This window comes from Polaromonas sp. P1_F9, from assembly GCF_056405615.1.
The window spans coordinates 602,071-627,079 of record NZ_JBFUBT010000004.1 but is presented as its reverse complement, the minus strand read 5'-3'; the positions used below and the strand labels follow the sequence as shown (position 1 = coordinate 627,079).

Genomic DNA, 25,009 nt, shown 5'->3' with positions numbered 1-25,009 from the left:
CCTCTTTTGCCAATGGCTTGCGTCCGCAGTCGTGCACGGCGGGCCGCATGGCATGGGCCGCCGTCATCATGCTGGTGGCTGCGCCGTGGGCAATGGCGCAGACGACCTTTAACTACACAGGCGCGTTGCAAACCTATACCGTGCCGGCGGGTGCTGGCGGCGTGATAATCCAGGCCAACGGCGCGGGGGGCGGCAGCGGCGGCAATGACCTGAACGGGGACGGCGGCGCTGGCGCCGCGGGTGCACGGGCCACCGGCACTTACTACATCGCCCCCGGCACCGTGCTCAATGTGGCCGTCGGGCAAGGTGGCCGGCCCGGCAACACATCGCAAGGTGCTTTTACCTGCGCCAACGCGGCGGGCGCGGGCGGCCTTGCGGGCGGTGCTCCGGGCTGGGCCGGCGGCTCCGGTGGCCAGGCCGGCTGCAGCGGCTGGTCCGGCGGCGGTGCCGGTGGCGGTGCCGCCAGCGTGGTGGCCACGGCCGCCAATGCCAGGCTGATCATCGCCGGCGGCGGTGGCGGCGGGCAGGGCGGCGCACTGGATGTGCCGGGCCGGGCCGGCCTGCCGGCAGCGATAACGATCGGCACCTTGCAAGGCGGGGCCGGCACCGCCGGCACGACGCGTGTCGGCGACGGTTCCGGCGGCGGCGGCGGTGGCGGCGGTTGTGCGGCCGGTGTGGGTGGCGCGGAACTGGTGGACAGCAGCGGTGCCAACGCCACCCGCCAGGCCACGGGAGGCGGCTCCTGCCGCGACACGGTGCTGATTTCAGCCTTCACCGCGAGCGCCTCGGCGGGCGGCGCGGGCGGCGCGACCGTCCCCGGCAACACGTCGCCGGGCACCGGCAATCCCGGAGGCGACGGCTCCGTGACCATCACGCCCATCTACCCCACGCTGACCGTCACCAAGTCGCAGCCCAGCCCTGCGTTGCAGGTGGGCATCAACAGTGTCTACACCCTTACCGTGGCAACCACCACCACCACGCCGGCCTTTGTGGCGCGGGTGGTGGATCAGCTTCCCGTCAACATGGCGTATGTCAGCAGCAGCGGCACCGGCTGGACCTGCTCGAGCGCGGCCAACGGCAGCGGCACGCTGGTGACCTGTAATTTTGTCGGCACCATCGCCGCCAGCGGCGGCACCTCGACCCTGCAGATCACGGCAAGACCCACCAGCAACATCACGGTCACCAATTACACCGCCGTGGATCCGGCCGGCGGCACCACTCCGCCGACACCCACCACCGGCGCCTACGGCTTCACCAACATACAGCAGGGTAACTATTGCCTGATCGTGGACGGCAACAACACGCTGAGCGACATCGCGGCTGCGTATCCCGCCGGCTTCATCGGTACGCAGAACCCCACCGGTGTGATCCAGTTCAGCATCGTGGGCGCACCACCTGCGCCGCAGAACTTCGGCCTGTACAGCGGCAGCACGCTGAGCGGCAATGTGTTTGCCGACAACGGCGCGGGCGGCGGCACCGCCAACAACGGTGTGAAGGCCGGGACGGAGCCCGGCCTGGCCGGTATCACCGTCAATGCCATGCAGGGCGCGACGACGGTGGACACCGAACCCACAGCCAGTGACGGCAGCTTCATGTTGTGGATACCGGCGACCACCAGCGGCACCGTGGTCCTCACGCCGGTGCTGCCGTCCGGCTATACCGCCACCGGCGGCTCGGCCGGCACCACGGGCGGCAGCTACACCCGGCCCAGCGTCAGCTACACCGCCGGCTCCGGCGTGGCCCGCACCGGCATCAGCTTCGGCATGGTGGCGCCTAACGCGCTGAGTCCCAATGGCGCGCAGACCGCCCAGCCCGGCACGGTCGTGTTCTACGCCCACACTTACACCGCCGGCACCAGCGGGTCAGTCACCTTCTCGATGGCCAACACCGCCACGCCGGCCAGCCCGGCCTGGAACCAGGTGCTGTACCAGGACAGCAACTGCAACGCGGCGCTCGAAGCCAGCGAGACGCAGGTCACCACGGCCCTCACCGTCACCGCAGGGCAGACCATCTGCCTGGTCATCAAGCAGTTTGTGCCGGCCGGCGCCGGCCAGGGCGCACAGAACACCGTTACGCTGAGCGCCGCTTTCACTTACACCAACTCGGCTCCGGCATTGGTCGTCAGCACCCTACTTGCCACCGACATCACCACCGTCGGCCAGGCAGGCGACCTCCTGCTGGCCAAGCTGGTGAGCAACGTCACCCAGGCCATCGCCTCTGCCACCAGCGTGAACGCCAACCCTGGCGACACGCTGCAGTACACCTTGACGGCCACCAACAACGGCACGCAGGCGCTGTCCACGCTGTTTGTGAGCGACGCGACCCCGGCGTTCACCGGCTTCGTCTCCACCGCCTGCCCGGGCGTGCTGCCGACGGGTATCACGGGCTGTGTCGTGACGACGCAGCCGGCCGTGAACGCGCAAGGGGCGCTGAAGTGGACCTTCACCGGCTCGCTGGCTTCCGGGGCCCAGATCGTCGTCACCTACCGGGTCAAGGTCGACCAGTAGGCCTCCCGATGACGGGAGCTTGTATGTGCAATTCCCTGGTGATTTTGGCCTTCTGGGCAATAGGGACAGGCGCAAGCAGCTATCAAATCAATAGCGTGGCGTTGAGCCGGCATTGAGTTCAGCAGACGATAACAGCGCGGGGTCGCTTCGGTCCCACTCGGGAGGATGAGAAAAAGAGTGCTCATTTGCTATCAAATCGATAGCTGTTTGCGCTCGTCCCTATTGGCTAAAAGCTCAAAAGCTTGCCATCCGGCTAGGCACCCTTGCCGCGCATGATGGCTGCGGCCACGTCGGCCGGCGCCTCGGCATATCGCTTGAATTCCATCGTGTAGGTCGCGCGGCCCTGCGTGAGTGAGCGCAAGGTGGTCGAGTAGCCGAACATCTCCGACAGCGGAACCTCGGCGCGCACCAGCTTGCCGCCGCCGCCCGCAATGTCTTCCATGCCCTGCACCATGCCGCGCCGCGACGAGAGGTCGCCCATGACATTGCCCATGAAATCTTCGGGCATTTCAACCTCGACCGCCATCACGGGCTCCAGCAGCACCGGCTTGGCGCGACGCATGGCTTCCTTGAAGGCGAGCGAGCCGGCCATGCGAAAGGCGTTCTCGTTGGAATCGACGTCGTGGTAAGAGCCGAACACCAGCGTGGCCTTGACGTCGACCACCGGGTAGCCCGCCAGCACGCCGGCCTTGAGCGTTTCCACAATGCCTTTGTTGACGGCCGGAATGTATTCGCGCGGAATCACGCCGCCCTTGATGGCGTCGACGAACTCATAGCCTTTGCCTGAAGGCTGCGGCTCCAGGTTGAGCACGGCGTGCCCGTACTGCCCGCGCCCGCCCGACTGCTTGATGAACTTGCCTTCAACATCGTTCACCGCCTGCCGGATCGTCTCCCGGTAGGCCACCTGTGGCTTGCCCACATTGGCTTCCACGCTGAACTCGCGCTTCATGCGGTCAACCAGGATCTCCAGGTGCAGCTCGCCCATGCCCGAGATGATGGTCTGGCCAGACTCTTCGTCGGTGTGCACGCGAAATGATGGGTCCTCCTGCGCGAGGCGGTTCAGCGCAATGCCCATCTTTTCCTGGTCGGCCTGGGTCTTGGGTTCTACGGCTTGTGAAATAACAGGTTCAGGGAACACCATCTTCTCCAGGATGATGACGTGGGCCGGGTCGCATAGCGTGTCGCCGGTGGTCGCCTCTTTCAGGCCCACGGCGGCGGCGATGTCGCCGGCATACACCTCCTTGACTTCGTTGCGTTCATTGGCATGCATCTGCAAAATGCGGCCCAGGCGCTCGCGCTTGCCCTTGACGGGGTTGTAGACCGTGTCGCCGGCCTTGACCACGCCCGAGTAAACGCGAAAGAAAATCAGTTGACCGACATAGGGGTCGGTCATGATCTTGAAGGCCAGCGCGGAGAAGGGTTCGTCGTCTTTCGGATGACGCTCGGCCTCGCCGTCGTCTTCGGTGTGGCCCAGGATGGCGGGAACGTCCACCGGCGAAGGCATGTAGTCGATCACCGCGTCCAGCATGGCCTGCACGCCCTTGTTCTTGAAGGCGCTGCCGCAGAGCATGGGCACGATCTCGTTGGCGATGGTTCGCTGGCGCAGGCCCTGCTTGATCTCGTCCTCGCTCAGGGGTTCGCCCGCCAGGTATTTGTTGAGCAATTCGTCGTTGGCTTCGGCGGCCGCCTCGATCATCTTGGTGCGCCACTCGTTGGCGGTGTCCACCAGATCCGCAGGGATATCACCGTATTCAAAATGCAAGCCCTGGCTGGTGTCGTCCCAGATGATGGCCTTCATCTTGACGAGGTCGACCACCCCCTGGAAGTGGTCCTCGGCGCCCACCGGGATTTGCACCGGCACGGCTACACCCTTGAGGCGCTCGCTGATCTGGCGTTGCACGCGGAAAAAGTCCGCGCCCACGCGGTCCATCTTGTTGACGAATGCCAGGCGCGGCACCTTGTATTTGTTGGCCTGGCGCCAGACGGTTTCTGACTGCGGCTGCACGCCGCCCACGGCGTCATACACCATCACGGCGCCGTCGAGCACGCGCATGGAGCGCTCCACCTCGATGGTGAAGTCGACGTGGCCGGGAGTGTCGATGATGTTGATGCGGTGCTCGGGGTAGTTGCCGGCCATGCCTTTCCAGAAGGCGGTGGTCGCTGCCGAGGTGATGGTGATGCCGCGCTCTTGCTCCTGCTCCATCCAGTCCATGGTGGCCGTACCTTCATGGACTTCGCCGATCTTGTAGTTCACACCTGTATAGAACAGGATGCGTTCGGTCGTGGTGGTTTTGCCGGCATCAATGTGCGCGCTGATGCCGATGTTGCGATAACGCTCGATGGGGGTGTGGCGGGGCATGACGGACTCCTTTTTTGCCGGTCCGCGCTTGTTGGATTTGTTTGCACGGCCAGCTCGCCAGTTTGCGCCAAAGCGCCGGTTTTTGCTCGGTTTTCCCCGAGCACCCACGTCGGGTGTGGGCCCTGGTGTCAGGCCACTTGCAGCATTTCGGCCATGAAGGCAGGCAAAGGCCTGCCGTCCGACAACAGGTATTTCGCCATGGGAATCACCGCGCTCTGCACCGAAGGCCGCGCACTCATCCTGTCGCGCCATGCCAGCAGCAACGGTGTGGCCGGTGTAAGGGGCGCGCCCAGGCGTTCGCCAAACAGTATTGCCATGTACAGGGCGATATCGGCAAACGAGAAGCTCTCCATCACGAACTCCCGCCCTTGCAGGAGATTTTCAAGCCGCGTGTAGAAGGCCCGCGCACCATCAATCGCGGCGACCGCTTGCGGATCGTCAAGGCTGTGCTGCAGCCCCATGAGCCGGATGATGTGAGGAAAGTAAACCTCGTCCGACATGTGCTCCATCTGGCGGGCGCGGGCGCGGGCGGCGATCCCGGCCGGCCACAGCGCAGGCTGCGGTTTCAGGTCTTCCAGGTACTCCAGGATCTGCGTCGAGTCGAACAGCTCCAGGTCGCCGTTGATCAGTACGGGCACCTGCTTTTTTGGGTTGATTCGCACGACCTCCGGGTGCTTGGGCGAATAGCCCTCGGTCTGCGTGAAGGGCACCATGACGATATCGAGCGGTATGCCTTTTTCAAACGCGGCGATCTGCACCTTGGCGCCGAACATGCTGAGGCGGGCTGAATAGAGACGAATCGCGGGCGTTTTTTCTGTAGAGGTGTGCGGCATGGGTGGGTGAGTTTCGTGGTGATGGGCGTTTGTTCAATGACTATGAGGTGGAGGGCGGCGGCTCACGGTCAAACAGGCCGGGTGCGCCGCCGATCTCGGCGCCTTCAATCAGTAGCATGCGCAGCTTGGTCGAGACGCCGCCAGGCGCGGAAAAACCACCCGACTGCGCGCCAGCCGCCAGAACGCGGTGACAAGGCACGATGATGGGAAACGGATTGTGCCCCAACGCCTGACCCACGGCACGCGCCGAACCGGGTTCGCCAAGCTCGGTGGCGATATCACCGTACGTTCGGGTCTTGCCTGGAAGAATCTCCTGCGCAATCGCGTACACCCGGCGGTTGAAAGAGGGGACGTGACGCAGGTCCAGTGTGCAAAAGCGCAAGTCACGGGCCTCACCTGCCAGCAGGGCTGTCATGGCGTCTATGGCCAGTTGCATGCCGTGCGGCGGCGCGGCAGGGGCCAGCTGCGCAAACTTCCCGTGCAAACGGGACAGCATGCGGCTCTCCGATGTTTCGGGCAGCCGTACGGCCGCAATCCCGTGTGCGTTCCACACCAGCGCGCACTGCCCAACGGCAGTGCCGAAAAGTGCGAAGGCGTGAAGTTCACTGTCAGTGGCCATGGTGTCCGACATGCTACACGCGACCCCGGTATCTGAGGTTTGAGGCATTTCAATAGGGGAGGTCGGTGCTGCGAACTGCGGCCAACGCCACGTCAAAAAAATCGTCGTACCGATACGAAACGGGCAGGTCTCGGGTGTCAATTGGACGGAGTTTTCCTCATGCATTGCCAGCCGCACATAGGCGCGCATAGAGCCTGTTGTTATTGCCGCAGGGTGAATGTAAACAAGGGAATGTAAGAATTAATTTCGTTACCTATCTTGCATACCACTGAAGCTTTTAATTTTCTGCAGACGTACCATGCGTTCTTTTTGAAGGAACTCACAATGGCAACACCGTTCTTTGGCAAGCGAGAAAACGAGACACCAACGGGCTTGCGTCATGGCCCGGGAAATGGCTATGGGACCACGGGCACGTCCAGTGCTTCCGGCGCGCTGCAGTCGGGAGCGTCGTCCACAAATGTGAACCAGCAAAACACCGCCAAGGCGGTCAATGAAGCGCCTGCGAGCACGGTAAAAGAAGGCGGCAGCAAATTGACGGTCGGCCCGAACATCAAACTCAAGGGCGTGGAGATTACGGACTGCGATACGCTGGTGGTCGAAGGCCTGGTGGAGGCCACCATGGATTCGCGTGTGATCCAGATTGCCGAGCAGGGTGCATTCAAGGGCTCCGCAGAAATAGATGTGGCGGAAATCCGCGGCGAATTCAACGGCAACCTTACAGTGCGGCAGAAACTGGTGATTTACTCGACCGGGAAAGTCACGGGCATCATCCGCTACGGCAAGCTGGTGATTGAAGAAGGCGGACAGCTCTCGGGCGAGATCCTGTTCGGTGCACTGGCTTCGGCCAAGCCGGCGAGCGTGGTCAAACCAGGTTTGCAGGCGGTGTAGGAGACTTAAAGCAACAACAGGGCGCGTTTCAAACGCGCCAGTGAACCCTCCACATCACTTCCCTGTTGCTCGCGGCAGGAAGGTGATGCGGAGTTTTCGTGTTTGCCGTTCGGGCTGTAGCCACCGGAATACCAACGGTATCAGCGCGGACGCCAGAACCACCTGCAGGCCCAACGCCAACCCGGCGTAGGCGCCTGCATCGGCATTAACCTGCAATGCCCGCGCGGCGCCCAGCCCATGAGATGCCGTGCCCAGTGCAAAACCACGTGCGGCCCATCCCGCAGCGTCAACGGGAATTCGCAAGGCGTCAAAAAGATATTTGCCGCTGAGCGCACCCACGAGGCCAGTGACCACGGCAAACACAGCCGCCAGCGCAGGGATTCCGCCGATCTTCTCCGCAATACCCATGGCGACCGGTGCGGTGACAGATTTGGGCGCAAGCGACAGGGTAACTTCGACGGGCAAACCTACGGCCCATCCCAGCAGCAACGCCGATCCGCTGGCCGCAGCACCACCGGCCAGAGCCGCAAGCAGCAGGCGGCCCCAGCGCCTGCGCAGTTCTTCGCGCCGCAACCACAGTGGCCACGCCAGTGCCACCACCGCAGGGCCGAGCAGGAAATGTATGAACTGGGCGCCCGCAAAATAGGTGGGGTAAGGCACACCGGTGGCCAGCAGGGTGCCGGCCAGGCAGACGACCGTCCACAACACGGGATTGGCCCAGGGCGCTTGTCCGAGACGAGCATAAACAGCTTGCGCGAGCACATACACCACCAGCGTCGCGGTCAAGCCAAACAGGGGTGTGGCCGACAGGTAGACCCATAACTCCACAAATTTAGGCATGTGGAGGATCCTGGGGAGGGGTGTCGCTATGGTCCCGCAGCAGGTGCAGCACCAGCACGGTCACGAGCAAACCCGCCAAAGTGGACACCACCACGACCAGCAGCATGCGTGCGCCGTACTGGCTGACCAGTGAAAGATGGGTCATGACCCCGACGCCGACAGGCACAAAGAGTAACGAAAGGTGCGAGAGCAGGAAGTCTGCGCACACTGCCACAGGGGTGCGCACCGTGTATGACTGGAGGCCCAGCAGGAGCAAAACCATGCCGATCACGGGACCCGGAAACGGCAGGGAAAAACCGCGAGAAAGAAGTTCCCCTGTGGACTGAAAAACGAGTAACCAGGCCAAACCCCGCAATGCTGTCATGCCGTGATTTCCACGGCGGGCGAATGCACTCTCGATGCGAGGGCATCGCCCGGAATTGCTCGAATGGTCATGGCAATACCCACACTGGAAAGTTTAAGGATTGGCAAAAAGATCCCCTTGCGGCCACTCCCGTACCGCATTCGCCGCGTCCCACAGCGCCTGGTCGATGTCGTTGAAGAAGGCGCGGCGCCCGGATGGGTCCGGCCTGGAATTGAAGGCCACCACCCATGCATAGCCTTGCCGGGTCCGAAGCGCCAGGGTCTGCAGGCCCGGCTGGCTGCCCGTGTGCCACCAGTTATCGCCCTTGTCACTCCTGACGACGTGAATGCCTGCCGCATAAAAGCTGCGCGGATTGCCATCTTTTTCCAGCGTCGGCTCGCTGCGCATGGTCCGCAACGAGTCCTCATTCAGGAGGCGTTTTCCCCGTGCACCGTCGATCGCCAGGAAAAACTTCAGCACATCTGTTGGCGTCGCGATCCAGGCGCCCAGCGCGTCCATGTTTTCGACGGAGTAGGAGCCGTAAGGGCTGGGCACATTCGCGTTCGTAACACCCGGTGCGCCGCGCTGCAGCGGCTCTCCGGGATACGCGTAGTACTTCGTCTCGCCCTGCCGGCTCTCGGTGCTGCTTGCGGCCTGAAAGCCTTTGCCGGTGGACGGCATCAGAAACTCCCGGCTGCTGAAGGCTCGGTAGGATTCGCCGGTGACGATTTCCACAACCCTTCCGAGCATGCAGTAGCCGGTGTTGGAATAGGCGAAGCGCTCGCCGGGCGTGAAGTCCAGCTTGTCCTGCAGGGAGTCCCGGATGATCGCATCGCAGGTAACGGGCGCGACGCCTTGCCGGCGGGCAACGTCCCTGAGCCGGGGCTGAAAAAAAGGATCGCCAGAGCGCTCCCGATCGAACCCGCCTGAATGCTGAAGCAGGTGCCGGATGCGGATGTCCCTGGCGCGCGGGTCAGCGGGGGAGCCGGGCGCTATCCCGGCTTTCTCGAAGAAGGGCAGCACCGGGTCGTCCAGCTTCAGCTTTCCATCCTCTGCCAGCTTGAGCACCATGACCGCTGTCAATGTCTTGTTGATGCTTCCCATGCGGAACAGGGTTTGCGGTGTCATGGCGTCCTGCTTGTCCCTGTCGGCATAACCGTAGCCTTTGGCAAGGAGCAGCTTGCCGTCCTTGGCCACGGCCAGGCTGGCGCCCGGGACATCGTGCTTTTTCATGATCTCCAGCATGGCCCTGTCGAAGGGCTCGAGGTGGGGCAATGACTGCCCTGCCTCGACACACCAGCCCCACTGCGGGACGAACGCCAGCAACGCGACTGACAAGCCGCGACAGAGCTGGCGGCGCATGGTGGGAAAACCGCTGAACGGTATTGCATGCATTTTTTTGCCGTGGGTTGTCCGCGCAGTCTACGAGGTTCTTATGCGGCTGCGTCTTTCGCCTAAAAGCGCGGTAAATCGGGGTGCTTGATCTGCCCGCCCCGTACCAGCATTTTTCCGTATTCGGCGCAGCGGTTCAGCGTCGGGATCACCTTGCCCGGGTTGAGCAGGCTTTTGCTGTCGAACGCGCGTTTGACACCGAACATCTGCTCGTTTTCCTCGGTGGAGAACTGCACGCACATGGAGTTGAGTTTTTCCACGCCCACGCCGTGCTCGCCCGTCACGGTGCCGCCCATCGCGACACTGGTTTCCAGAATGTCTGCGCCGAAGAGTTCGCAGCGGTGCAACTGGTCGGGGTCGTTGGCATCAAACAGGATCAAGGGGTGCAGGTTTCCGTCGCCCGCGTGGAACACATTGGCGCATCGCAGCTGGTACTTCTTCTCCATCCCGGCAATCGCCAGCAGGATGTCGGCCAGGCGCTTGCGCGGAATGGTGGAGTCCATGCACATGTAGTCGGGGCTGATGCGTCCCGATGCCGGGAAGGCGTTTTTGCGGCCGCTCCAGAAGCGCAGGCGTTCAGCTTCGTTCTGGCTCACGGCAATGGCCGTGGCGCCACAGCGGCGCAGCACGTCGGTCATGCGGCCGATTTCTTCTTCAACTTCCTCCGGCGTGCCGTCGCTTTCGCACAGCAGAATGGCTTCGGCGCTGAGGTCGTAGCCGGCGTGCACAAAGTCTTCCACGGCGGCCGTCATCGGCTTGTCCATCATCTCAAGGCCGGCGGGAATGATGCCCGCCGCAATGACGGCGGCTACGGCATCGCCGGCTTTGCGCAGGTCGGCAAAGCTGGCCATGATGCAACGCGCCAGCTGCGGCCTGGGTATCAGTTTCACCGTCACCTCAGTGGTCACGGCCAGCATGCCTTCGCTTCCGATGATGACGCTCAGCAGGTCATAGCCTGCTCCATCGAGTGCATCACTGCCGAATTCAACTTCCTCGCCTTCAATGGTGAGGCCTTTGACCTTGAGCACGTTGTGCACCGTCAGCCCGTACTTGAGGCAGTGCACGCCGCCGGAGTTCTCGGCCACGTTACCGCCTATGGTGCAGGCGATCTGGCTGGAAGGGTCGGGCGCGTAATAAAGGCCCAGCGGCGCGGCCGCCTCGGAGATCGCGAGGTTGCGCACGCCGCCTTGCACCACGGCCGTACGGCTGATGGCGTCGAGCTTGAGAATCTTGTTGAACTTGGCCAGCGACAGCGTGACACCCAGCGCGTGCGGCATGGCGCCGCCCGAAAGTCCGGTGCCTGCGCCCCGCGCGACCACCGGCACCTCCAGCGCGTGGCAGGTCTTGAGTACGGCTTGTACCTGCGCGTAGGTTTCGGGCAGCGCCACCACCAGCGGCCGCTGGCGATAGGCGGTCAGCCCGTCGCATTCGTAAGGGGTGGTGTCTTCGGTATTCCAGAGCAGCGCGTGTGCCGGCAGCACCGCCTGTAGCGCGCCGACCACCTGGACCTGGCGTTCACGGCGTTCAAGCAGGTGCTGTTGCCTGGATTCAGCGGATGCGTTCATGGGTGGCCTTCGGGGATGAAACCGGCTCTCGCCGGTCATGAAGGCACTTTAATGCAAAGCTGGGGCTGGTGGCGTGAAGAAAATGAGGGTGTTTTGTGAAAACGAATTTGCTATTCATTTGATAGCTGTTCGCGCACGAAAACAAAGGGCTAGCGGCATAAAAGACTGGATGCCCAGGGCGAAAATACTGGCCGTGCAACGTTTTCAGCCACTTGGCTAAAGTTTCCCTTGATTCTGCGGCCTGCCATGCCAGTGCGCCGTACTTCGCCCTCGGGTCACTCTTTGCGGATGTCAAATAGTTCCAGAGCCTCGTCGACAAGAAAGAAAGTGGTGCCGCTTGCGCCGCGCGCTTTTGCATCAAATCGCACAACGCGGCCAAGTTCGGGGGCGTACCACGCGTTGGCGGTGTATACGGCGCTGGTCCTGGTGTAAATCCCCCGTGTTGTAAACCCGGTGAATTCGACCCGCATGATGCCAAACTCGCGGTCGCCAATGCGCATTGTCGATTCATCGGTTGCGCGGGCCGTGAGGTCCATTTCGATTTGCTGGTTTTGCATCCGGGTTTCATACCGAAGCTGCCATGTCTGTCCGCGCTCCGGTGTCTTGGTGATCCAGCCGCGCGGCGGCGTGGCCAACTCATATTCTCCGGCAATGGCGCTGACGAGTGTGACAACCTCGCCACCGGCCCGCTCCACACGGCTTCCCTGGTTGAAGATCAGTTGGTCTCCGTCCATGCGGTCCAGACGGTACCTGATGTTCTGCGTCAACCCGGTGGTTCGATCGCGCAGCCGGTACTCGAAGACTTGCGCGCCTCCTGCCTGGGTCGCCGTGGCGGGTTTGTTGCGTTCACTGCGCGCGGCCAGCGCTGCCGCTGCGCGCGCAGGGACTTCGGCAATCCAGGTAGCCGGGAAGGCGAAATTCAGGTTTTGGGCATCGCGGCGGATAAGGGTGGTGATGCCAATCAGGCGGCCTTGCGCGTCGAAAAGGCCGCCGCCGCTGGAACCAGGCGAAATGGGTACGGAGATTTGCAGCGCGACGAGCTCATCATTGTCTGCACGGCGAATGCCGGACAGAAGACCATCGCTGATCGTCATTTCCCACCCGCGCGGATTCCCGATGGCATAGACCCTGGAGCCGACCTTCGGTATTTCCGTCGCGATGGTGACCGCCGGTGCATTGAAATTGGCCACCTTGAGCTGGCACAGGTCGCGCGCGGGGTCTGCGTGCTCAAGGGTGGCGCCGTAAGCGATGTTCTCGCGTGTCACCGCAACCTTGCGTGCCTTGACCAGCACATGGCAATTGGTGATGAGCGTGCCGGCTCCGATGACCACCGCGCTGCCCGTGGCGATTAGCTTTCCCGCGTCATCAAAGGTCTTGACAACCCAGATGCTGGGTGACAAACGCTCGAAAAGCTGTTCCGGGCTTGGTGTCGCATTTTGCGCAAGGACATTGCAGCCAACAAGAAGCAGGCCTATGCCGTGAAGCATGAATTGACGTCTCACAGTGCACCTTTTGGAGCGTTCGATTTACCGTACGGGAGGCAGCAGGCCACTCAGGTCGTCGAGTGTCACGGGGCCGGATGCGCGGGTTCGTACATCGGTGCTGCGCCCCGCGATGCCGTTCGCCGAACCGGCACGCGGTGTGCCCGGCACGAGTGGAATAGGGCCGGTATAAGCCAGGCCAGGCAGGTGTTGCAAGGCCGTACTTTCGTTTTGAAGGCCGAAGGTGGGGTGGCCCACAAAGAGGCCCATCGTGACGCCGGTTTGCAGATAGGTCGTGCGACCGTCCTCCAGTTCGACGTCCGCGGTCGCCTCGATTTCAGTGCGGGCACTGACTGTGTACTTGCCTGCCGTGCGATCGACAAAGAAAAAACCTTTGGGTTGAGACTTGCCGATCACTTCACCATTGAGTTTGATCTCCGGCTGGACTGCCATCCCGAGCCCGCCCGAGCGATAGACCACAAGACGCGCATAACCCGAGAGCAAGGTAGGGAAGTTGGCCTCGACTTCGTCATATCGGGGGCCAGTGGCCGCACACCCGGTAAGAAAAATGGCGGCAACAATGGCAAGCAATCGAAAAATCCGCATCAATCCTCCCCCCGACGTTGTTCTTGAAATCGCGCGAGTCTAACATTCAGTCGGCTTGACGAATGGCCTCCCGGGAAGCAGGCCTGGCCGATGAACCGGCACATGACCTGGAGCCGGTCAAAGCCTCAAAAAGGTGCTCAGGATTTGGTGCCAGGAGCGACCTTGCCGGCGCCGGGCGCGTCATAAAACTTGACCTTGCCGGTTTTCACGTCGTACATGGCGCCCACGATCAGAATTTCACCCTTTTGCTCCATCTCGCGCAGGATGGGGCTTTTCTCGCGGATCGTCTCCACCGTGAGGCGTACATTGCTCTCGGCCACCATCTCGACAAAAGCGTAGTTCTTCGAGGTGCGATCCTTGATGTCGGCGGAAACGAGACTCACGGCCGGCTTGATCTTGCCGATGAGACCCGTCAGGTTGCCCAATTGGGCGTCGTCGCAAGCACCCTTGATGGCGCCGCAGCTGGTGTGACCCATCACCACCAGCAGTTTGGCGCCCATGACTTTGTGCGCGAATTCCAGACTGCCCAGGATGTCTTCATTGACGATGTTGCCGGCCACGCGCGCGTTGAAAAGGTCGCCTATGCCCTGGTCAAACACAATCTCGGCCGGGGCACGCGAATCAATGCACGACACCACACTGGCCAGCGGGAACTGGCCGTCCGCGGTGGCCTTCATTTCCTTGAGGTAGTTCTGGTGGCGCGGCTTGCCGGAAACAAAACGCGAATTACCGGCCTTGAAGCGCGACAGGATTTGCGTGGGCGTCACGGCTTCCTGGCATGCCTTGGCGTCCTGGATGGTACAGAAGGTGCCGGGTTTGACAGCCTTGGCTGCGGCGGCCTTGCCTTCGGCGTGAACCGCAGGCGAAAGTGCGAGCATGGAGAACAGGATGCCGGCCACGCCGGCGGCCAATTGATTTTTCCGCATGAGAATCTCCCTCATTAAACAAGTTGGTTTTTGACTATGTGCCGCTGGCCGGACCCTCAACCGGTGTCACGGCCAGCTCATGATAGGTATGCGCCGGCATGGGCGCAAAACCACTTGTCGGACGCCTGGGGCTTGCTAATGCTATTGGCGTACGCAAAATGCGCTACAAATCAAAAGGCCTTGAGCAAGGTGAAAAACCTAGGCAGGGTGGACCCACGTTAAGGCTTTGCAACGCCGGGTAGCCGGGTAGGGGAGCTCTCATTCAAACGCCCTTGGGGCCCTAGCCCAAGCTTTTTCGCAGCCAGTCGGCAAAAGCCGCGCATTCCCAGCGGTCCATGGTGCCGGTGCGCCAGCACAAGTAGTGCGCATGCGGGCTGGGAATATTTCCTGAAAATACCGCGTTGTTCCCCAAGCGCACCAGCGAGCCATTTTCCAGCCAGGGCGCGCCCAGCTTGAGACGTATCAACGCGATACCCATACCGGCCGCGGCGGCATCACACATCAGGCCGATGTCGTTGAACTGGGAGCCGTCGGCGGGTTCGGGCCAATCAAGTTTTTGGGCCGAAAACCAGGTGCGCCAGGGTTCCAGCGGCGAGCGCAACAGGCTTTCGCCTTCGAGATCTTCAGCCGCCTCAAAGGGGCCGTGTTCGCGCACAAAAGCCGGTGAGGCGAGTGGCGCGACCTCGTCCTTGCTGAGGCAGACGTGCTCCAGGTCCGCATAGCGGCCGGTGCCGAAGCGCACGATGAGGTCGGCATCCTCGGCCACCACGTCCAGTAGCGGGATGGACACCTGCAGCGTCAGGTCGATTTCAGGGTAGGCATCGGTAAACTGGCGCAGGCGCGGAATCAGGATGGAGCGTGCGAACGTGGGCGTGACCGCCAGCCGTAACTTGCGCTTGCCGGGGGCGGCGCTTTGCCCGGCCGCACCGGGAAATTTCTGCAGCGTGGCCAGGCCCTCGCGCACATGCGCCAGGTATTCACTGCCTTCTGTGGTCAAGGAGAAATCGGCACGGCCAAACAGCTTGGTGCCGATGATCTGCTCCAGCTGCTTGACGCGGTGGCTGACCGCGCTGGGCGTGACGCAGAGTTCTTCGGCCGCCTGCGTCACGCTGCGCAGCCGCGCCAGCGCCTCGAAGGTCAGCAGGCATTGAATGGGTGGGATTCGGGCAGGAGTAGCCATGTCTGCTAGTGAACGCTACGTATCGTTTGCGACGCTTCTTTGCAAGCAGGGACCGCGGAACCGGCTTTGCCGGGCCGCAGGCGAAGCGTCTCGCGAGCCGCGGCCTGCAAGGCCTCGGGAGCTACACGCAGTGAGCGACCGTGGGGGCTCATTTAAAGATGACAGTCTTGTGGCCGTTCAAAAGCACACGGTGCTCGCTGTGCCACTTGACGGCGCGTGCAAGCACCCGACTTTCGGTGTCCTTGCCGCGGGCGGTCAGGTGCTCGACGGTGTCTTTATGGTCGACCCGGGTGACATCCTGTTCGATGATCGGGCCTTCATCAAGATCGGCTGTGACATAGTGCGCAGTCGCACCGATCACTTTCACGCCGCGTTCGTGCGCCTGGTAATACGGCCTCGCGCCCTTGAAGCTCGGCAGCATGCTGTGGTGGATATTGATGGCACGCCCCGAGAGTGATCCGCACATCTCGTTGCTGAGTACCTGCATGTAGCGCGCCAGCACGACCAGCTCGGCACCTTCTGCCTCGATGATCTCAAGCTGCTTCGCTTCGGCCTGCGCCTTGGTGGCCGCCGTCACCGGGATGTGGTGGAAAGGAACGTTGTAGCTCGCAGCCAGCTGGTAAAAATCGCGGTGGTTGCTGATGATGGCGCGCACATCCAGCGGCACCATGCCGGACTTCCAGCGAAACAGCAGGTCGTTGAGGCAATGGCCGTCGCGGCTGACCATGATCACGGTACGCATGGCTGCTTCTGTCGAGTGAAGCTTCCACTTCATGCTGAACGGTGAGGCGAATGCTTCGAGTTGCGTCTTCAGTTCTTCCTGGGTCAGCTGGTCGCAGGCAAACTGAACCCGCATGAAGAAGAGTCCGGTGTCATGGTCGTTGTATTGCGCGGCTTCTTCAATATTGCCGCCGTTCTGCAACAGGAAACCAGAGACGGCGTGAACAATGCCCATACGGTCCGGGCAGGACAGGGTAAGGATATAAGCGTGATTCATAGGGGGTGAATTGTCGCAGGTGAAGGCTGTGTCTGCCCGGCCTGCAGGCAATTGCAGGTGCAGGGCGGCGGCAAGAGTGCCAGAATGCGAGATCAAGCGCTGCTATCCCAGCTTCAAACCTTTCGACGCAGGAAACCACCATGGCCTACCAGAATTTCAACATGGAGCACCAATGGCTCCCGTTCACGCCCAACCGCAGCTTCAAAAAAGACCCGCGCGTGTTTGTGGCCGCGGACGGCATGCATTTCACGACGCACGACGGGCGCCAGGTGATCGACGGTATTTCCAGCCTGTGGTGTGTGGGCGCCGGCCACAACCGCAAGCCCATCAACGAAGCCATCAAGAAGCAGCTCGACACACTGGACTACGCGACCGCTTTCCAGGCCAGCAACGACCAGGCCTTCAAGGCTGCCGAGATCATCGCAGGCATGGCGCCCGGCGACCTCAACAAAGTGCTGTTTTGCAATTCGGGCTCGGAGGCCGCGGACACGTCGTTGAAGGTCGCGCTGGCTTACCACCGTGCGCGGGGCGAAGGCCACCGTAATGTATTCATCGGCCGCGAAAAGGGCTACCACGGCGTTGGTTTCGGCGGCATGAGTGTGGGCGGAATTCCGGCCAACCGCAAGGTGTATGGCGCCGCGTTGCTGCCTCGCGTGGACCACATGCGCTTCATCCATGACCCGGTCAACCACGCCTATATCAATGGTGTTGAGCCCGTGTGGCAGGAAGACCTGCTGCTGGAGCTGGAAAATCGCATCCTTCCGCTGCACGATCCGAGTAACGTGGCCGCCGTCATTGTCGAGCCGGTGTCGGGCAGTGCGGGCTGGTACCTGCCGCCCAAGGGCTACCTGAAACGCCTGCGCGAAATTTGCGACAAGCACGGCATCCTGCTGATTTTTGATGAGGTCATCACGGGCTTCGGCCGTTTGGGCACCGGTTTCGGGGCGGACTATTACGGTGTTGTGCCCGACATGCTCAACTTCGCCAAATGCGTGACCAACGGCGTCATCCCTCTGGGCGGCGTGATCTGCTCCGACCGCATCTATGACGGCATGATGAATGCCAATGCCGGTGCACCCGAGCACGCCGTGGAGTTCTTTCATGGCTACACCTACTCCGGCCATCCGGTGGCTTGCGCGGCCGCTATTGCAACGCTGGAGCTGTTCAAGGAAGAAAAGCTGTATGACCGTGCCGGCCAGATGGGCAAGGTATTGGGCGACGCGATGCACAGCGGCCTGAAGGGCCTGCCCAATGTGATCGGTATTCGCAGCCTGGGGCTGGCCGGTGCGGTTGAGCTGGCGTCGGTGGCGGGTGTGCCGGGCAAGCGCGCCTATGACATCTTTATGGACTGCTTCCACAACGGTGTGCTGGTGAGGCCAGCGGCTGACAACGTCGTGGTCTGCCCGCCCTACATCGTCGAAAAAGAACATATCGACCGCATCGTCAACGTGGTCGCCGACGCCATCCGCAAAAACGCCTGATTCCCCCGCTGCCAGAGCCCCAAAAGGCCCTTCAGGGTTTGGGGGCCAGCTGCTTCTGCAGCCCTGCGCAATAGTCGGTCTCCGGGAGCGGGGCCGTTGCCCACACCGCATCGAAAGCGTCTGCCCTCTCGGCATTCGCGGGGTTCCCGGCAAGCAGGCGCACTGCCTTGGCCTTTATGTCCGTCGGCAGGTGTTGCGGCACGCCCAGTTGCCGGTTCGCATGGCCGCTTCCGGCCAGCAGCAGCACTGTCTTGCCGGGCAGTACGGCCTGCCCCAGGGTGTTGGCCATGGTGATGTCCTTGGCAATCTGGATGCGTGTCATGGGCGTGATCTGGCTCTCGGGCAACAGGTTGCAGTGGCCGAGACGGATCAACTGCTGCTGCGCCTTGATGGCGGGGCCTGGCAAGCGCGCGTCAAGCCGGCTGTCAGCCATGCTTTCCGGCATCTGCGCCCGGGGCAGATTGGCGCCCATCACGGGGACACCGGCGCGCACCGCGGTCATCACGGCAGGGCCGTAGGCCGTCCAGGGCCAGCCCTTGTCGTTCCAGTTGAGCGCATTGCGGACCTGTTGCTCGGTGGCACTGGGCCTGAGCGCGGAAGTGCTTGCACCCGTGTCGGCCATCTCAAGGGCTACGGCAGCCAGCACCCCTTTGGCCGCCAGGGCGGCGACCACCTGTTGTTCGATTGTCTGGTGCTCAGCGGCATCGTGCTGCTCCCCGAGGATCAGGACGTCAGCAGGGAGCAGCGCCTCCAGCCGGGTGGATGTCTGTGCGGCTTCGCTGCCCTGCGCCTGCAGGATGGGCGCTTCGGGCCGTCCCGCGCAGCCTGCCGCCAAAGCCGTCGTGGCGGCGCAGACAAGGCATGCCAAGGCACGAGGGGTGAGGAGGTGGTGCATCGGTGGATACTACCGCTTCCAGGGGCTTCTGTTCCGCGCCGCCCAGTCCCCACCCTTGCGCCTTTGCTCTGGATGATCGGCCCCTTGCTGGCGACGGCGGTGGTTTCAATGCTGGGCGGACCCGCGGCCAACTGGACGCCGCTACGCACTGGGGCTGTACCCACGCCGCAGATGGTGGTGCAGGCTAAAAGCCACCAGCGGGTTGATCGGCGATGGGGCAGAAAGACACACGCCGCCGATGGGAGCAGTGAGCTACATAAAATGAGCGCCCGAGGGCGCCATCAGTGCAGCGATATTGGCGTATTGGCCAGCCCGCTGTAGCCTTCCAGCGTGTCTTCGATTTCTTCCTGTGTGGGAGTGTTTTGCGCCCAGGCGCTCAGGCGCTGCTGGAACATTTCAGCCCAGGAGCCGTCCAGATAGACCTCTTTGCCCGAACGTTTGTCGACGATTTCGAAGCCATGCCGGGCCAGTTGCGGAACGGCCGGGACGGGCGCTGATTCTTCCGGCGCATTGGCGTGGATCTGCATGACAACAAAAGATTCCGAGTCGTAAAGCATTTGCATGGTGTAGGTCCTTTAGCTTCAGATAGCAACGATGAGGCCAAGTTCAAGGGCCCGGGGGGTTAAGTGCGAAAGCATGCGGTAAAGGCGCGTAGTGCGTGTAAAACCACACATAAAAAGGGCGCCTCCGTGCGGTATAACAACGCCGGTTTGTTGAACTCAGCTCTTGGTGATTGCGCTGAGCTGCTGGTCAATGAAATCCCCGTTGTGCTGGGTGATCCTGCTGCGAACGGGAAGATAACCCAATGAGGGGGCGTACCAGAGTTCCACTTTCTGATCGAACTCACGCCGGGGCTGACGGGTGAGTTTGAGCGTATTCAGCTCGCCATAGGGAAGTGCCATTTTCTCTTCGGCTTCCACCCGGAAGGTCCAGGTGTCTGCATCCCGCGGCCCCACGGTGTAAATCGAAATGGTGGATCCCGCCGGAAAGCCGGTCGGGTTGCCCGCCAGCATGGCAGCCAGCTGGATGAAGACGCTGACCCGGTCCTGCGCACCCTTGATCCAGGGGACCGCAGGCGTATTGGCGCTGAAGGTGATTTGTCCCTTGTCCGGTTCAAAATGCGCGGCCACTTCGCTTCTTGATTTGTCGGAAAAGCGGGTCGGCGCCAGGCCTTCCGGGCCCACCTGTCCGGTGCTTGCCATGCTGCGTGAACCCAGAAACAGTGCGCTGACGCGCATGGAGGCGCTGTAGTTGTCGCCGGAATAGCGCCATCCAAGTTCGGCGTCTGCGTGGTAGTTGAGGCCTTTTGCGCTGCCTGTCATTTTGTATTCCAGTCGCGCGCTATCCGGCAAAACCACCGCCGTCACTGTCGACTGGCTTGGTTCGGCTATCGCGGGGGCGCTGGCAGCCGCGATTGTGGGCGTCGCCTGCGCGGGCAGGCTTTCCGGATTTTTTGCCTCTGGCACGCTGGATGTCATCGCCTCGGAAGATGGAGTTGCTATCAAATCAGTAGCTGGCTGCACAGGACTTTCCTGAGCTTCAACGGGCTTCTTCTTGAAAATCCTGGGTTTTGGAGGCGGCGTGGAGGGCGCGGGTGCAAGCGCTGTCAATGCGGGAGGCGGTGCGATGCTGCGCGTTGCGAAGATCTGGCTGCGCGGGGAGGTGGCAGTTTGCTCGGGGCCGAATCGTAACGGCGATGACTTCAGCATCAGCGTGTGGACAGCCAGCACCCCTGCAGCCAGCGCTGCAAGCACACGCCAGCGAGGCGCCGAAGGATAGCGGTCGGTGGACGTGGTCACGCCTGTGTGAATCCAAGATCACCGGAAAGCTGCCGGGCGGCGGCGGCCAGCGGCCGTGCCACCGCGCCGTCCCAGTCCGGATCAAACGTTGCAAGCGAACCCAGCGCCACAATGCCGAGCGCGAGGTGGCCGTCGGCATCGAACACCGGCGCACAGAAGCCGGCTACGCCGGGCAGCAGGGTATTGACTGCGCGCGCCATGCCGCGGCGGCGGATTTCTTCCAGCAAGGCATTCAGCTCGGCCATGGTGGCGGGAACATCTTTTCGCGCCAGCTTCTGGTTGCGTGCCAGTTCAGCCCTGGCCAGCAGTGCCAGCCGCCCCTGTGGTTTGGCTTTGGCCGTGGGCAGGCTGGAAGACAAAAATGCGGCGAAACACAAGCCCGTGGCGGATGACAGCAGCGGCATGACATCGCCCAGCCGCAGCTTGACCGTCGCAGACTGCGGCGATTCTTCCCAGTGGACGAGGGTCGGGCCCTGGTTGCCCCAGACTGCCAGTGCCAGGGTCTGGCCGGTTTGTACCATCAGGCGTGGCATGAGCTGGCGGGCCAGCTTCACGCTGTCCAGTCTCGAAAGGGAAGCGAGTCCTAACTTGAGCGCAGCCGGGCCGAGGTCATATCGGGCGGTTGCCTCGTCCTGGACCACCAGTGCCAGCCGCTGAAAACTGACGAGATAACGGTGCGCCTTGGCCGCGCTCATGCCCGCTGCGGCTGCCAGGTCGCGAAGCATCAGCGGGCCGGGTGAGGTAGAGAGCGACTCCAGCAAGCTGAAGCCAACCTCGACCGACTGAATGCCCGCGCGTTGCGGCGGCAGGCTGCTGCGTGCTGTGGCGGGGGCGCCTGGGCTGACTTTCATGGGCTTGACTAGAATTTCAGGTTCGCCGTGAGACTGTGGATGCATGGATCGTAACGCGGGGCCTGATGCCACCGCCGGCCACGGCACAATCAGGCCTTCTGCGAAAGCCGACAGCCACCAATCAGGATATTGATGAAACTTGCCACTTACAAAGATTCTTCACGCGACGGCCAGCTGGTCGTGGTGTCGCGCGATCTTTCAACAGCCCATTATGCGACGGGCATCGCGGGCAAATTGCAGCAGGTGCTGGACGACTGGAACTTCATGTCGCCGCAGTTGCAGGATTTGTACGAGACATTGAATCAAGGCAAGGCACGGCACGCTTTCCCGTTTGAGCCGTCGCGCTGCATGGCGCCATTACCGCGCGCCTACCAGTGGGCAGACGGCTCGGCCTACATCAACCATGTGGAACTGGTGCGCAAGGCACGCAATGCCGAAGTGCCGGAAAGTTTTTACACCAACCCGCTGATGTACCAGGGCGGTAGCGACGATTTCATTGGGCCCTGCGACGATGTGGTGGTGGCGAGCGAGGAGTTCGGCATTGACTTTGAGGCCGAGATCGCCGTGATCACCGGCGATGTGCCCATGCGCGCCACCCCCGAGCAGGCGCTGGAAGGCGTGCGCCTGCTGATGCTGGCCAACGACGTGTCCTTGCGCAACCTGATCCCCGATGAACTGGCCAAGGGCTTCGGTTTCTTCCAGAGCAAACCGGCAACCGCTTTCAGCCCGGTGGCAGTGACGCTGGACGAAGTCGGCGACGCCTGGGACAAGGGCCGCCTGCACATGACCCTGCAAAGCACCTGGAACGGCCGCAAGGTCGGCATGTGCGAAGCCGGCCCCGAGATGACATTCAGTTTCGGCCAGCTGATCGCCCACATTTGCAAAACCCGCAATGTGCGCGCCGGCAGCATCGTCGGCTCGGGCACCGTCAGCAACAAGGACTGGAGCCACGGCTACAGCTGCATCGCCGAAAAGCGCGCGATCGAAACCATCGAGGATGGCAAGCCCAAAACCGAGTTCATGAAGTTCGGCGACACCATCCGCATCGAGGCCAAGGGCAAGGATGGGTTGTCGGTATTCGGCGCGATTGACCAAAAAATAACCCCCACGGTCGCTCACTGCGTGTAGCTCCCTGCCCCCCGAGGGGGCCGCTGCGCCTGCGGTCTGGCAAAGCCAGTCCCGCGGCCCCGGCTGGGCTGGAGATCCCTCGCGGTCTGCTGGCTACCTTGAGTAAGTTTTTCTTGAGCCGTCTTCAAAGACGGCATCGTCACGTAACGGCTTGCCTTCGTCATCCCAGGTCTTCTCGCGCGTGATGCGGCCGCGTTCGTCGTAGCTCGATTCGGTCACCAGCCTGCCGGCTTCGTTAAAGCGCTGATGCGTACCCTGGGGCAGTTGCCGGTAGCGGTTGGAGGCTGTGTAGCGGCCGGTGGCGGCGATTTTTCCGCTGTCGAAGAAGTCGGTGGTTTGCACCCAGGCGGTGTCGCCGTCGCCGCCGTACTCGGTTTTGCTGCGCGGCTGGCCGTTCAGGTAGTAAGTCTGGTCGCTGACCGGCTTGCCCGCCGACCAGCGCCTGTCGCGCGTCAGGGTGCCGCTGTCGGCGAACTCCTGCTCGCGCTCCTTGAACGAGGTTTTTGACGGGTTGGTCTCCAGCAGCCACTGGACTTCGCGCCGCTTGACGCCGGCGTCGTTGAAATAGCGTTCAGTGCGAATGTTGCCCGACACTTCATCCTGGTAATCTGGTTTTCCGCCGTCACCCAGCGTTTCATGGCGAATGCGTTTGCCGGCCAGGTAACTGCTGCTGCCGTTCAATACCCCCTTGCCGCTGAACAGTTCGACCTTCGAGGCACCCCCCGAAAAACCGCACCAGCGGGCGTCCTCGGCCGGCGCTGCCAGCAAGGGCTTGTCGCCGCAGCGCAAGGCCTGGAGCTGGCCGCGGTCATTGAATTCGGCATAGGCCTGCTCGATGCTGCCGCCTGCGCGCGGCCCATAAAACACGATGCGCCGCAACTGCCCGTTGGGGTGAAAGTTGCGCGAAAGGCCACTCTCGCTGCCGTTGTTGTAGACGGTGTCGCGCAGCACCTGGCCGCCGGGCGCAAATTCGCGTGCGCGGCCGTGCCGGTTGCCGCGTTCGTTCTCGCTGTATTCACGCTGCAGCTTGCCATCCTGGTAATAGCGCATCAAGCCCATGAACTTGCCGCCTTGCAGCTCCTGCTCGCGCACCAGCTGTCCGGAGTCGCGCTCCTTGCAGCGCATGATGCCGGTCTTGCCGGCCGTGGTGTTGCCATTGTTGGGGTTGACGCTTTCGCCGTTGACTTCGCAGTCCTGCACGGCATGCACCAAGGGCCAGGCCAGTGCACAGGCACAAAAAAGGGCCAGCCATTGCACGGTTTTTTTCATGATGCGGCTCCGGTTTGGGTGATGAACAGCCGTATACCGCGCAGGAACATTTCAACCGAAATGGCCACGAGGATCAGGCCCATCAGGCGCTCGAAAGCCATCATGACGCGGTCACCCGCCACCCGCTGGATACGCTCGGACAGCACCAGCACCACAGCGCATACGGCCATGGTCACGCACAGCGCCGCGATCCATTCGAGCCGCCGCGCCGGCGCCTGGGACACCAGCAGCATGACCGTGGCCAGCGCCGAAGGGCCGGCCAGCGCGGGAATCGCCAACGGCACAATCAGCGGCTCGCCCTGTAGCGGCGCAGCCTCGGGCTGGTCCGACGGGAAAATCATGCGCAGCGCGATCAGGAACATGACAACGGCGCCGGCGATCTGCAGCGACAAATCGCTGAGGTTCATCAGGCGCAGGAAACCGTCGCCGACAAACATGAAGGCCAGCAGCAGCAAAAACGCGATCAGCACCTCACGCAGGATGACGCGCATGCGCCGCTCCGGCGCCACACCCTTCAGGGCGTTGACAAAAATCGGAATATTGCCGAACGGATCGGTGATCAGCAGCAGCAACACCGTGGCGGAAGCAAAGGTATAGGCCATATGTATGTCAGATATGTCAGGCCGTGTTAGCCGAGTAAAGGGCCTCAAGTGATTTGAAACCCTTGATCTCGATGGGGTTGCCGAAGGGGTCGCAGAAAAACATGGTCCATTGCTCGCCAGCTTCGCCGGCAAAGCGCACCTGCGGCTCCAGCACAAACTCCATGCCGCCGGCCTGCAGGCGCTCGGCCAGCGCCTGCCAGTCGGCCAGGGCAAGCACCAGGCCGAAATGCGGCATGGGAACAAGCTTGTCGCCGACATGGCCGGTGCGCGCTGTCTTGAACGGTTCGCCCAGGTGGAGCGACAACTGGTGTCCGAAAAAGTCGTAGTCGACCCAGGTAGGGGCCGAGCGGCCTTCCGCGCATCCCAGGACCCCGCCATAAAACTGGCGAGCCACGTTGAGGTCTCTGACATTGAAGGCAAAGTGAAAGAGGCTTTTCATGGTGCAAGC

23 protein-coding genes are annotated in these 25,009 nt (G+C 62.4%); 4 read left to right on the top strand and 19 right to left on the bottom strand.

The window, feature by feature from the left end; translation table 11 throughout:
• The first annotated feature begins 47 nt into the window (after positions 1-47).
• Positions 48-2,507, top strand: coding sequence for a hypothetical protein (locus AC1DYR_RS14390; RefSeq protein WP_477705674.1), 2,460 nt, complete (start codon positions 48-50; stop codon positions 2,505-2,507).
• 253 nt (positions 2,508-2,760) lie between these two features.
• On the opposite strand, the gene fusA is transcribed toward AC1DYR_RS14390, so the two are convergent.
• The 3 genes from fusA to AC1DYR_RS14375 form a co-directional block, all read right to left on the bottom strand.
• Positions 2,761-4,866, bottom strand: coding sequence for an elongation factor G (gene fusA, locus AC1DYR_RS14385; RefSeq protein WP_477705673.1), 2,106 nt, complete (start codon positions 4,864-4,866; stop codon positions 2,761-2,763).
• Between the two features lie 128 nt (positions 4,867-4,994).
• A complete protein-coding gene (locus AC1DYR_RS14380) occupies positions 4,995-5,699 on the bottom strand; it encodes a glutathione S-transferase family protein (RefSeq protein ID WP_477705672.1) in 705 nt (234 codons plus the stop codon).
• Between the two features lie 40 nt (positions 5,700-5,739).
• Entirely contained in the window at positions 5,740-6,318 is a 579-nt protein-coding gene (locus AC1DYR_RS14375) for a methylated-DNA--[protein]-cysteine S-methyltransferase (protein ID WP_477705671.1), read from the bottom strand.
• A gap of 324 nt (positions 6,319-6,642) precedes the next feature.
• Between AC1DYR_RS14375 and AC1DYR_RS14370 the strand changes: the two genes are divergently transcribed.
• Positions 6,643-7,206: a bactofilin family protein gene (locus tag AC1DYR_RS14370; protein WP_477705670.1), complete on the top strand. Its 564-nt coding sequence runs from the start codon at positions 6,643-6,645 to the stop codon at positions 7,204-7,206.
• A 54-nt stretch (positions 7,207-7,260) separates the two neighbouring features.
• On the opposite strand, the gene AC1DYR_RS14365 is transcribed toward AC1DYR_RS14370, so the two are convergent.
• From AC1DYR_RS14365 to purU, 9 genes are all read right to left on the bottom strand, one after another.
• On the bottom strand, positions 7,261-8,046 hold the full coding sequence (locus tag AC1DYR_RS14365) for an LrgB family protein (protein ID WP_477705669.1): 786 nt from the start codon (positions 8,044-8,046) through the stop codon (positions 7,261-7,263).
• Positions 8,039-8,410, bottom strand: coding sequence for a CidA/LrgA family protein (locus AC1DYR_RS14360; protein ID WP_477705668.1), 372 nt, complete (start codon positions 8,408-8,410; stop codon positions 8,039-8,041). The genes AC1DYR_RS14365 and AC1DYR_RS14360 overlap by 8 nt, the downstream gene beginning before the upstream one ends.
• Before the next feature lie 93 nt (positions 8,411-8,503).
• Positions 8,504-9,784 (bottom strand): serine hydrolase domain-containing protein, encoded by a 1,281-nt coding sequence (locus AC1DYR_RS14355; RefSeq protein ID WP_477705667.1) that lies wholly within the window; start codon positions 9,782-9,784, stop codon positions 8,504-8,506.
• 59 nt (positions 9,785-9,843) lie between these two features.
• On the bottom strand, positions 9,844-11,346 hold the full coding sequence (locus AC1DYR_RS14350) for an FAD-linked oxidase C-terminal domain-containing protein (protein ID WP_477705666.1): 1,503 nt from the start codon (positions 11,344-11,346) through the stop codon (positions 9,844-9,846).
• Between the two features lie 275 nt (positions 11,347-11,621).
• Complete coding sequence (locus AC1DYR_RS14345) at positions 11,622-12,848, bottom strand: S1C family serine protease (protein ID WP_477705665.1); 1,227 nt, start codon at positions 12,846-12,848, stop codon at positions 11,622-11,624.
• 24 nt (positions 12,849-12,872) lie between these two features.
• Entirely contained in the window at positions 12,873-13,433 is a 561-nt protein-coding gene (locus AC1DYR_RS14340; protein ID WP_477705664.1) for a DUF2846 domain-containing protein, read from the bottom strand.
• Between the two features lie 137 nt (positions 13,434-13,570).
• Positions 13,571-14,359 carry a carbonic anhydrase family protein gene (locus AC1DYR_RS14335; protein WP_477705663.1) on the bottom strand — a complete coding sequence of 263 codons (789 nt, stop codon included), beginning with the start codon at positions 14,357-14,359 and terminating at the stop codon, positions 13,571-13,573.
• 280 nt (positions 14,360-14,639) lie between these two features.
• Complete coding sequence (locus AC1DYR_RS14330) at positions 14,640-15,539, bottom strand: LysR substrate-binding domain-containing protein (protein WP_477705662.1); 900 nt, start codon at positions 15,537-15,539, stop codon at positions 14,640-14,642.
• Between the two features lie 148 nt (positions 15,540-15,687).
• Positions 15,688-16,536 (bottom strand): formyltetrahydrofolate deformylase, encoded by an 849-nt coding sequence (gene purU, locus AC1DYR_RS14325; protein WP_477646659.1) that lies wholly within the window; start codon positions 16,534-16,536, stop codon positions 15,688-15,690.
• 140 nt (positions 16,537-16,676) lie between these two features.
• Here purU and aptA point away from each other — a divergent pair, with 140 nt between their 5' ends.
• Entirely contained in the window at positions 16,677-18,017 is a 1,341-nt protein-coding gene (aptA, locus tag AC1DYR_RS14320) for an omega-aminotransferase AptA (RefSeq protein ID WP_477705661.1), read from the top strand.
• Between the two features lie 31 nt (positions 18,018-18,048).
• On the opposite strand, the gene AC1DYR_RS14315 is transcribed toward aptA, so the two are convergent.
• The 4 genes from AC1DYR_RS14315 to AC1DYR_RS14300 all read right to left on the bottom strand — a co-directional run bounded on the left by AC1DYR_RS14315 (position 18,049) and on the right by AC1DYR_RS14300 (position 21,520).
• Positions 18,049-18,912, bottom strand: coding sequence for a ChaN family lipoprotein (locus AC1DYR_RS14315; protein WP_477705660.1), 864 nt, complete (start codon positions 18,910-18,912; stop codon positions 18,049-18,051).
• A 281-nt stretch (positions 18,913-19,193) separates the two neighbouring features.
• Positions 19,194-19,475 (bottom strand): BTH_I0359 family protein, encoded by a 282-nt coding sequence (locus AC1DYR_RS14310; RefSeq protein WP_477705659.1) that lies wholly within the window; start codon positions 19,473-19,475, stop codon positions 19,194-19,196.
• Between the two features lie 156 nt (positions 19,476-19,631).
• Positions 19,632-20,711 carry a DUF3108 domain-containing protein gene (locus AC1DYR_RS14305; protein ID WP_477705658.1) on the bottom strand — a complete coding sequence of 360 codons (1,080 nt, stop codon included), beginning with the start codon at positions 20,709-20,711 and terminating at the stop codon, positions 19,632-19,634.
• Positions 20,708-21,520 carry an IclR family transcriptional regulator gene (locus tag AC1DYR_RS14300; protein WP_477705924.1) on the bottom strand — a complete coding sequence of 271 codons (813 nt, stop codon included), beginning with the start codon at positions 21,518-21,520 and terminating at the stop codon, positions 20,708-20,710. Before AC1DYR_RS14300 ends, AC1DYR_RS14305 begins: the two co-directional genes overlap by 4 nt.
• Before the next feature lie 174 nt (positions 21,521-21,694).
• On the opposite strand from AC1DYR_RS14300, the gene AC1DYR_RS14295 reads away from it, so the two are divergent.
• Complete coding sequence (locus tag AC1DYR_RS14295) at positions 21,695-22,690, top strand: fumarylacetoacetate hydrolase family protein (RefSeq protein WP_477705657.1); 996 nt, start codon at positions 21,695-21,697, stop codon at positions 22,688-22,690.
• A 93-nt stretch (positions 22,691-22,783) separates the two neighbouring features.
• Here AC1DYR_RS14295 and AC1DYR_RS14290 read toward each other — a convergent pair whose 3' ends face one another.
• The 3 genes from AC1DYR_RS14290 to AC1DYR_RS14280 are packed head-to-tail and all read right to left on the bottom strand — an operon-like array spanning position 22,784 to position 25,000.
• Positions 22,784-23,959, bottom strand: coding sequence for a toxin-antitoxin system YwqK family antitoxin (locus AC1DYR_RS14290; RefSeq protein WP_477705656.1), 1,176 nt, complete (start codon positions 23,957-23,959; stop codon positions 22,784-22,786).
• Positions 23,956-24,561, bottom strand: a complete 606-nt coding sequence (locus AC1DYR_RS14285; RefSeq protein ID WP_477705655.1) for a MarC family protein — start codon at positions 24,559-24,561, stop codon at positions 23,956-23,958. The genes AC1DYR_RS14290 and AC1DYR_RS14285 overlap by 4 nt, the downstream gene beginning before the upstream one ends.
• 16 nt (positions 24,562-24,577) lie before the next feature.
• The gene (locus tag AC1DYR_RS14280; RefSeq protein WP_477705654.1) at positions 24,578-25,000 is read right to left on the bottom strand and encodes a VOC family protein; all 423 of its coding nucleotides are present in this window, start codon (positions 24,998-25,000) and stop codon (positions 24,578-24,580) included.
• Positions 25,001-25,009 lie beyond the last annotated feature (9 nt).

Coding starts and splice junctions, on each gene's coding strand:
- AC1DYR_RS14390 (WP_477705674.1), top strand. CDS start 48: ATGGCATGGGCCGCCGTCATCATGCTGGTGGCTGCGCCGTGGGCAATG.
- fusA (WP_477705673.1), bottom strand. CDS start 4,866: ATGCCCCGCCACACCCCCATCGAGCGTTATCGCAACATCGGCATCAGC.
- AC1DYR_RS14380 (WP_477705672.1), bottom strand. CDS start 5,699: ATGCCGCACACCTCTACAGAAAAAACGCCCGCGATTCGTCTCTATTCA.
- AC1DYR_RS14375 (WP_477705671.1), bottom strand. CDS start 6,318: ATGGCCACTGACAGTGAACTTCACGCCTTCGCACTTTTCGGCACTGCC.
- AC1DYR_RS14370 (WP_477705670.1), top strand. CDS start 6,643: ATGGCAACACCGTTCTTTGGCAAGCGAGAAAACGAGACACCAACGGGC.
- AC1DYR_RS14365 (WP_477705669.1), bottom strand. CDS start 8,046: ATGCCTAAATTTGTGGAGTTATGGGTCTACCTGTCGGCCACACCCCTG.
- AC1DYR_RS14360 (WP_477705668.1), bottom strand. CDS start 8,410: ATGACAGCATTGCGGGGTTTGGCCTGGTTACTCGTTTTTCAGTCCACA.
- AC1DYR_RS14355 (WP_477705667.1), bottom strand. CDS start 9,784: ATGCATGCAATACCGTTCAGCGGTTTTCCCACCATGCGCCGCCAGCTC.
- AC1DYR_RS14350 (WP_477705666.1), bottom strand. CDS start 11,346: ATGAACGCATCCGCTGAATCCAGGCAACAGCACCTGCTTGAACGCCGT.
- AC1DYR_RS14340 (WP_477705664.1), bottom strand. CDS start 13,433: ATGCGGATTTTTCGATTGCTTGCCATTGTTGCCGCCATTTTTCTTACC.
- AC1DYR_RS14335 (WP_477705663.1), bottom strand. CDS start 14,359: ATGCGGAAAAATCAATTGGCCGCCGGCGTGGCCGGCATCCTGTTCTCC.
- AC1DYR_RS14330 (WP_477705662.1), bottom strand. CDS start 15,539: ATGGCTACTCCTGCCCGAATCCCACCCATTCAATGCCTGCTGACCTTC.
- purU (WP_477646659.1), bottom strand. CDS start 16,536: ATGAATCACGCTTATATCCTTACCCTGTCCTGCCCGGACCGTATGGGC.
- aptA (WP_477705661.1), top strand. CDS start 16,677: ATGGCCTACCAGAATTTCAACATGGAGCACCAATGGCTCCCGTTCACG.
- AC1DYR_RS14315 (WP_477705660.1), bottom strand. CDS start 18,912: ATGCACCACCTCCTCACCCCTCGTGCCTTGGCATGCCTTGTCTGCGCC.
- AC1DYR_RS14310 (WP_477705659.1), bottom strand. CDS start 19,475: ATGCAAATGCTTTACGACTCGGAATCTTTTGTTGTCATGCAGATCCAC.
- AC1DYR_RS14295 (WP_477705657.1), top strand. CDS start 21,695: ATGAAACTTGCCACTTACAAAGATTCTTCACGCGACGGCCAGCTGGTC.
- AC1DYR_RS14290 (WP_477705656.1), bottom strand. CDS start 23,959: ATGAAAAAAACCGTGCAATGGCTGGCCCTTTTTTGTGCCTGTGCACTG.
- AC1DYR_RS14285 (WP_477705655.1), bottom strand. CDS start 24,561: ATGGCCTATACCTTTGCTTCCGCCACGGTGTTGCTGCTGCTGATCACC.
- AC1DYR_RS14280 (WP_477705654.1), bottom strand. CDS start 25,000: ATGAAAAGCCTCTTTCACTTTGCCTTCAATGTCAGAGACCTCAACGTG.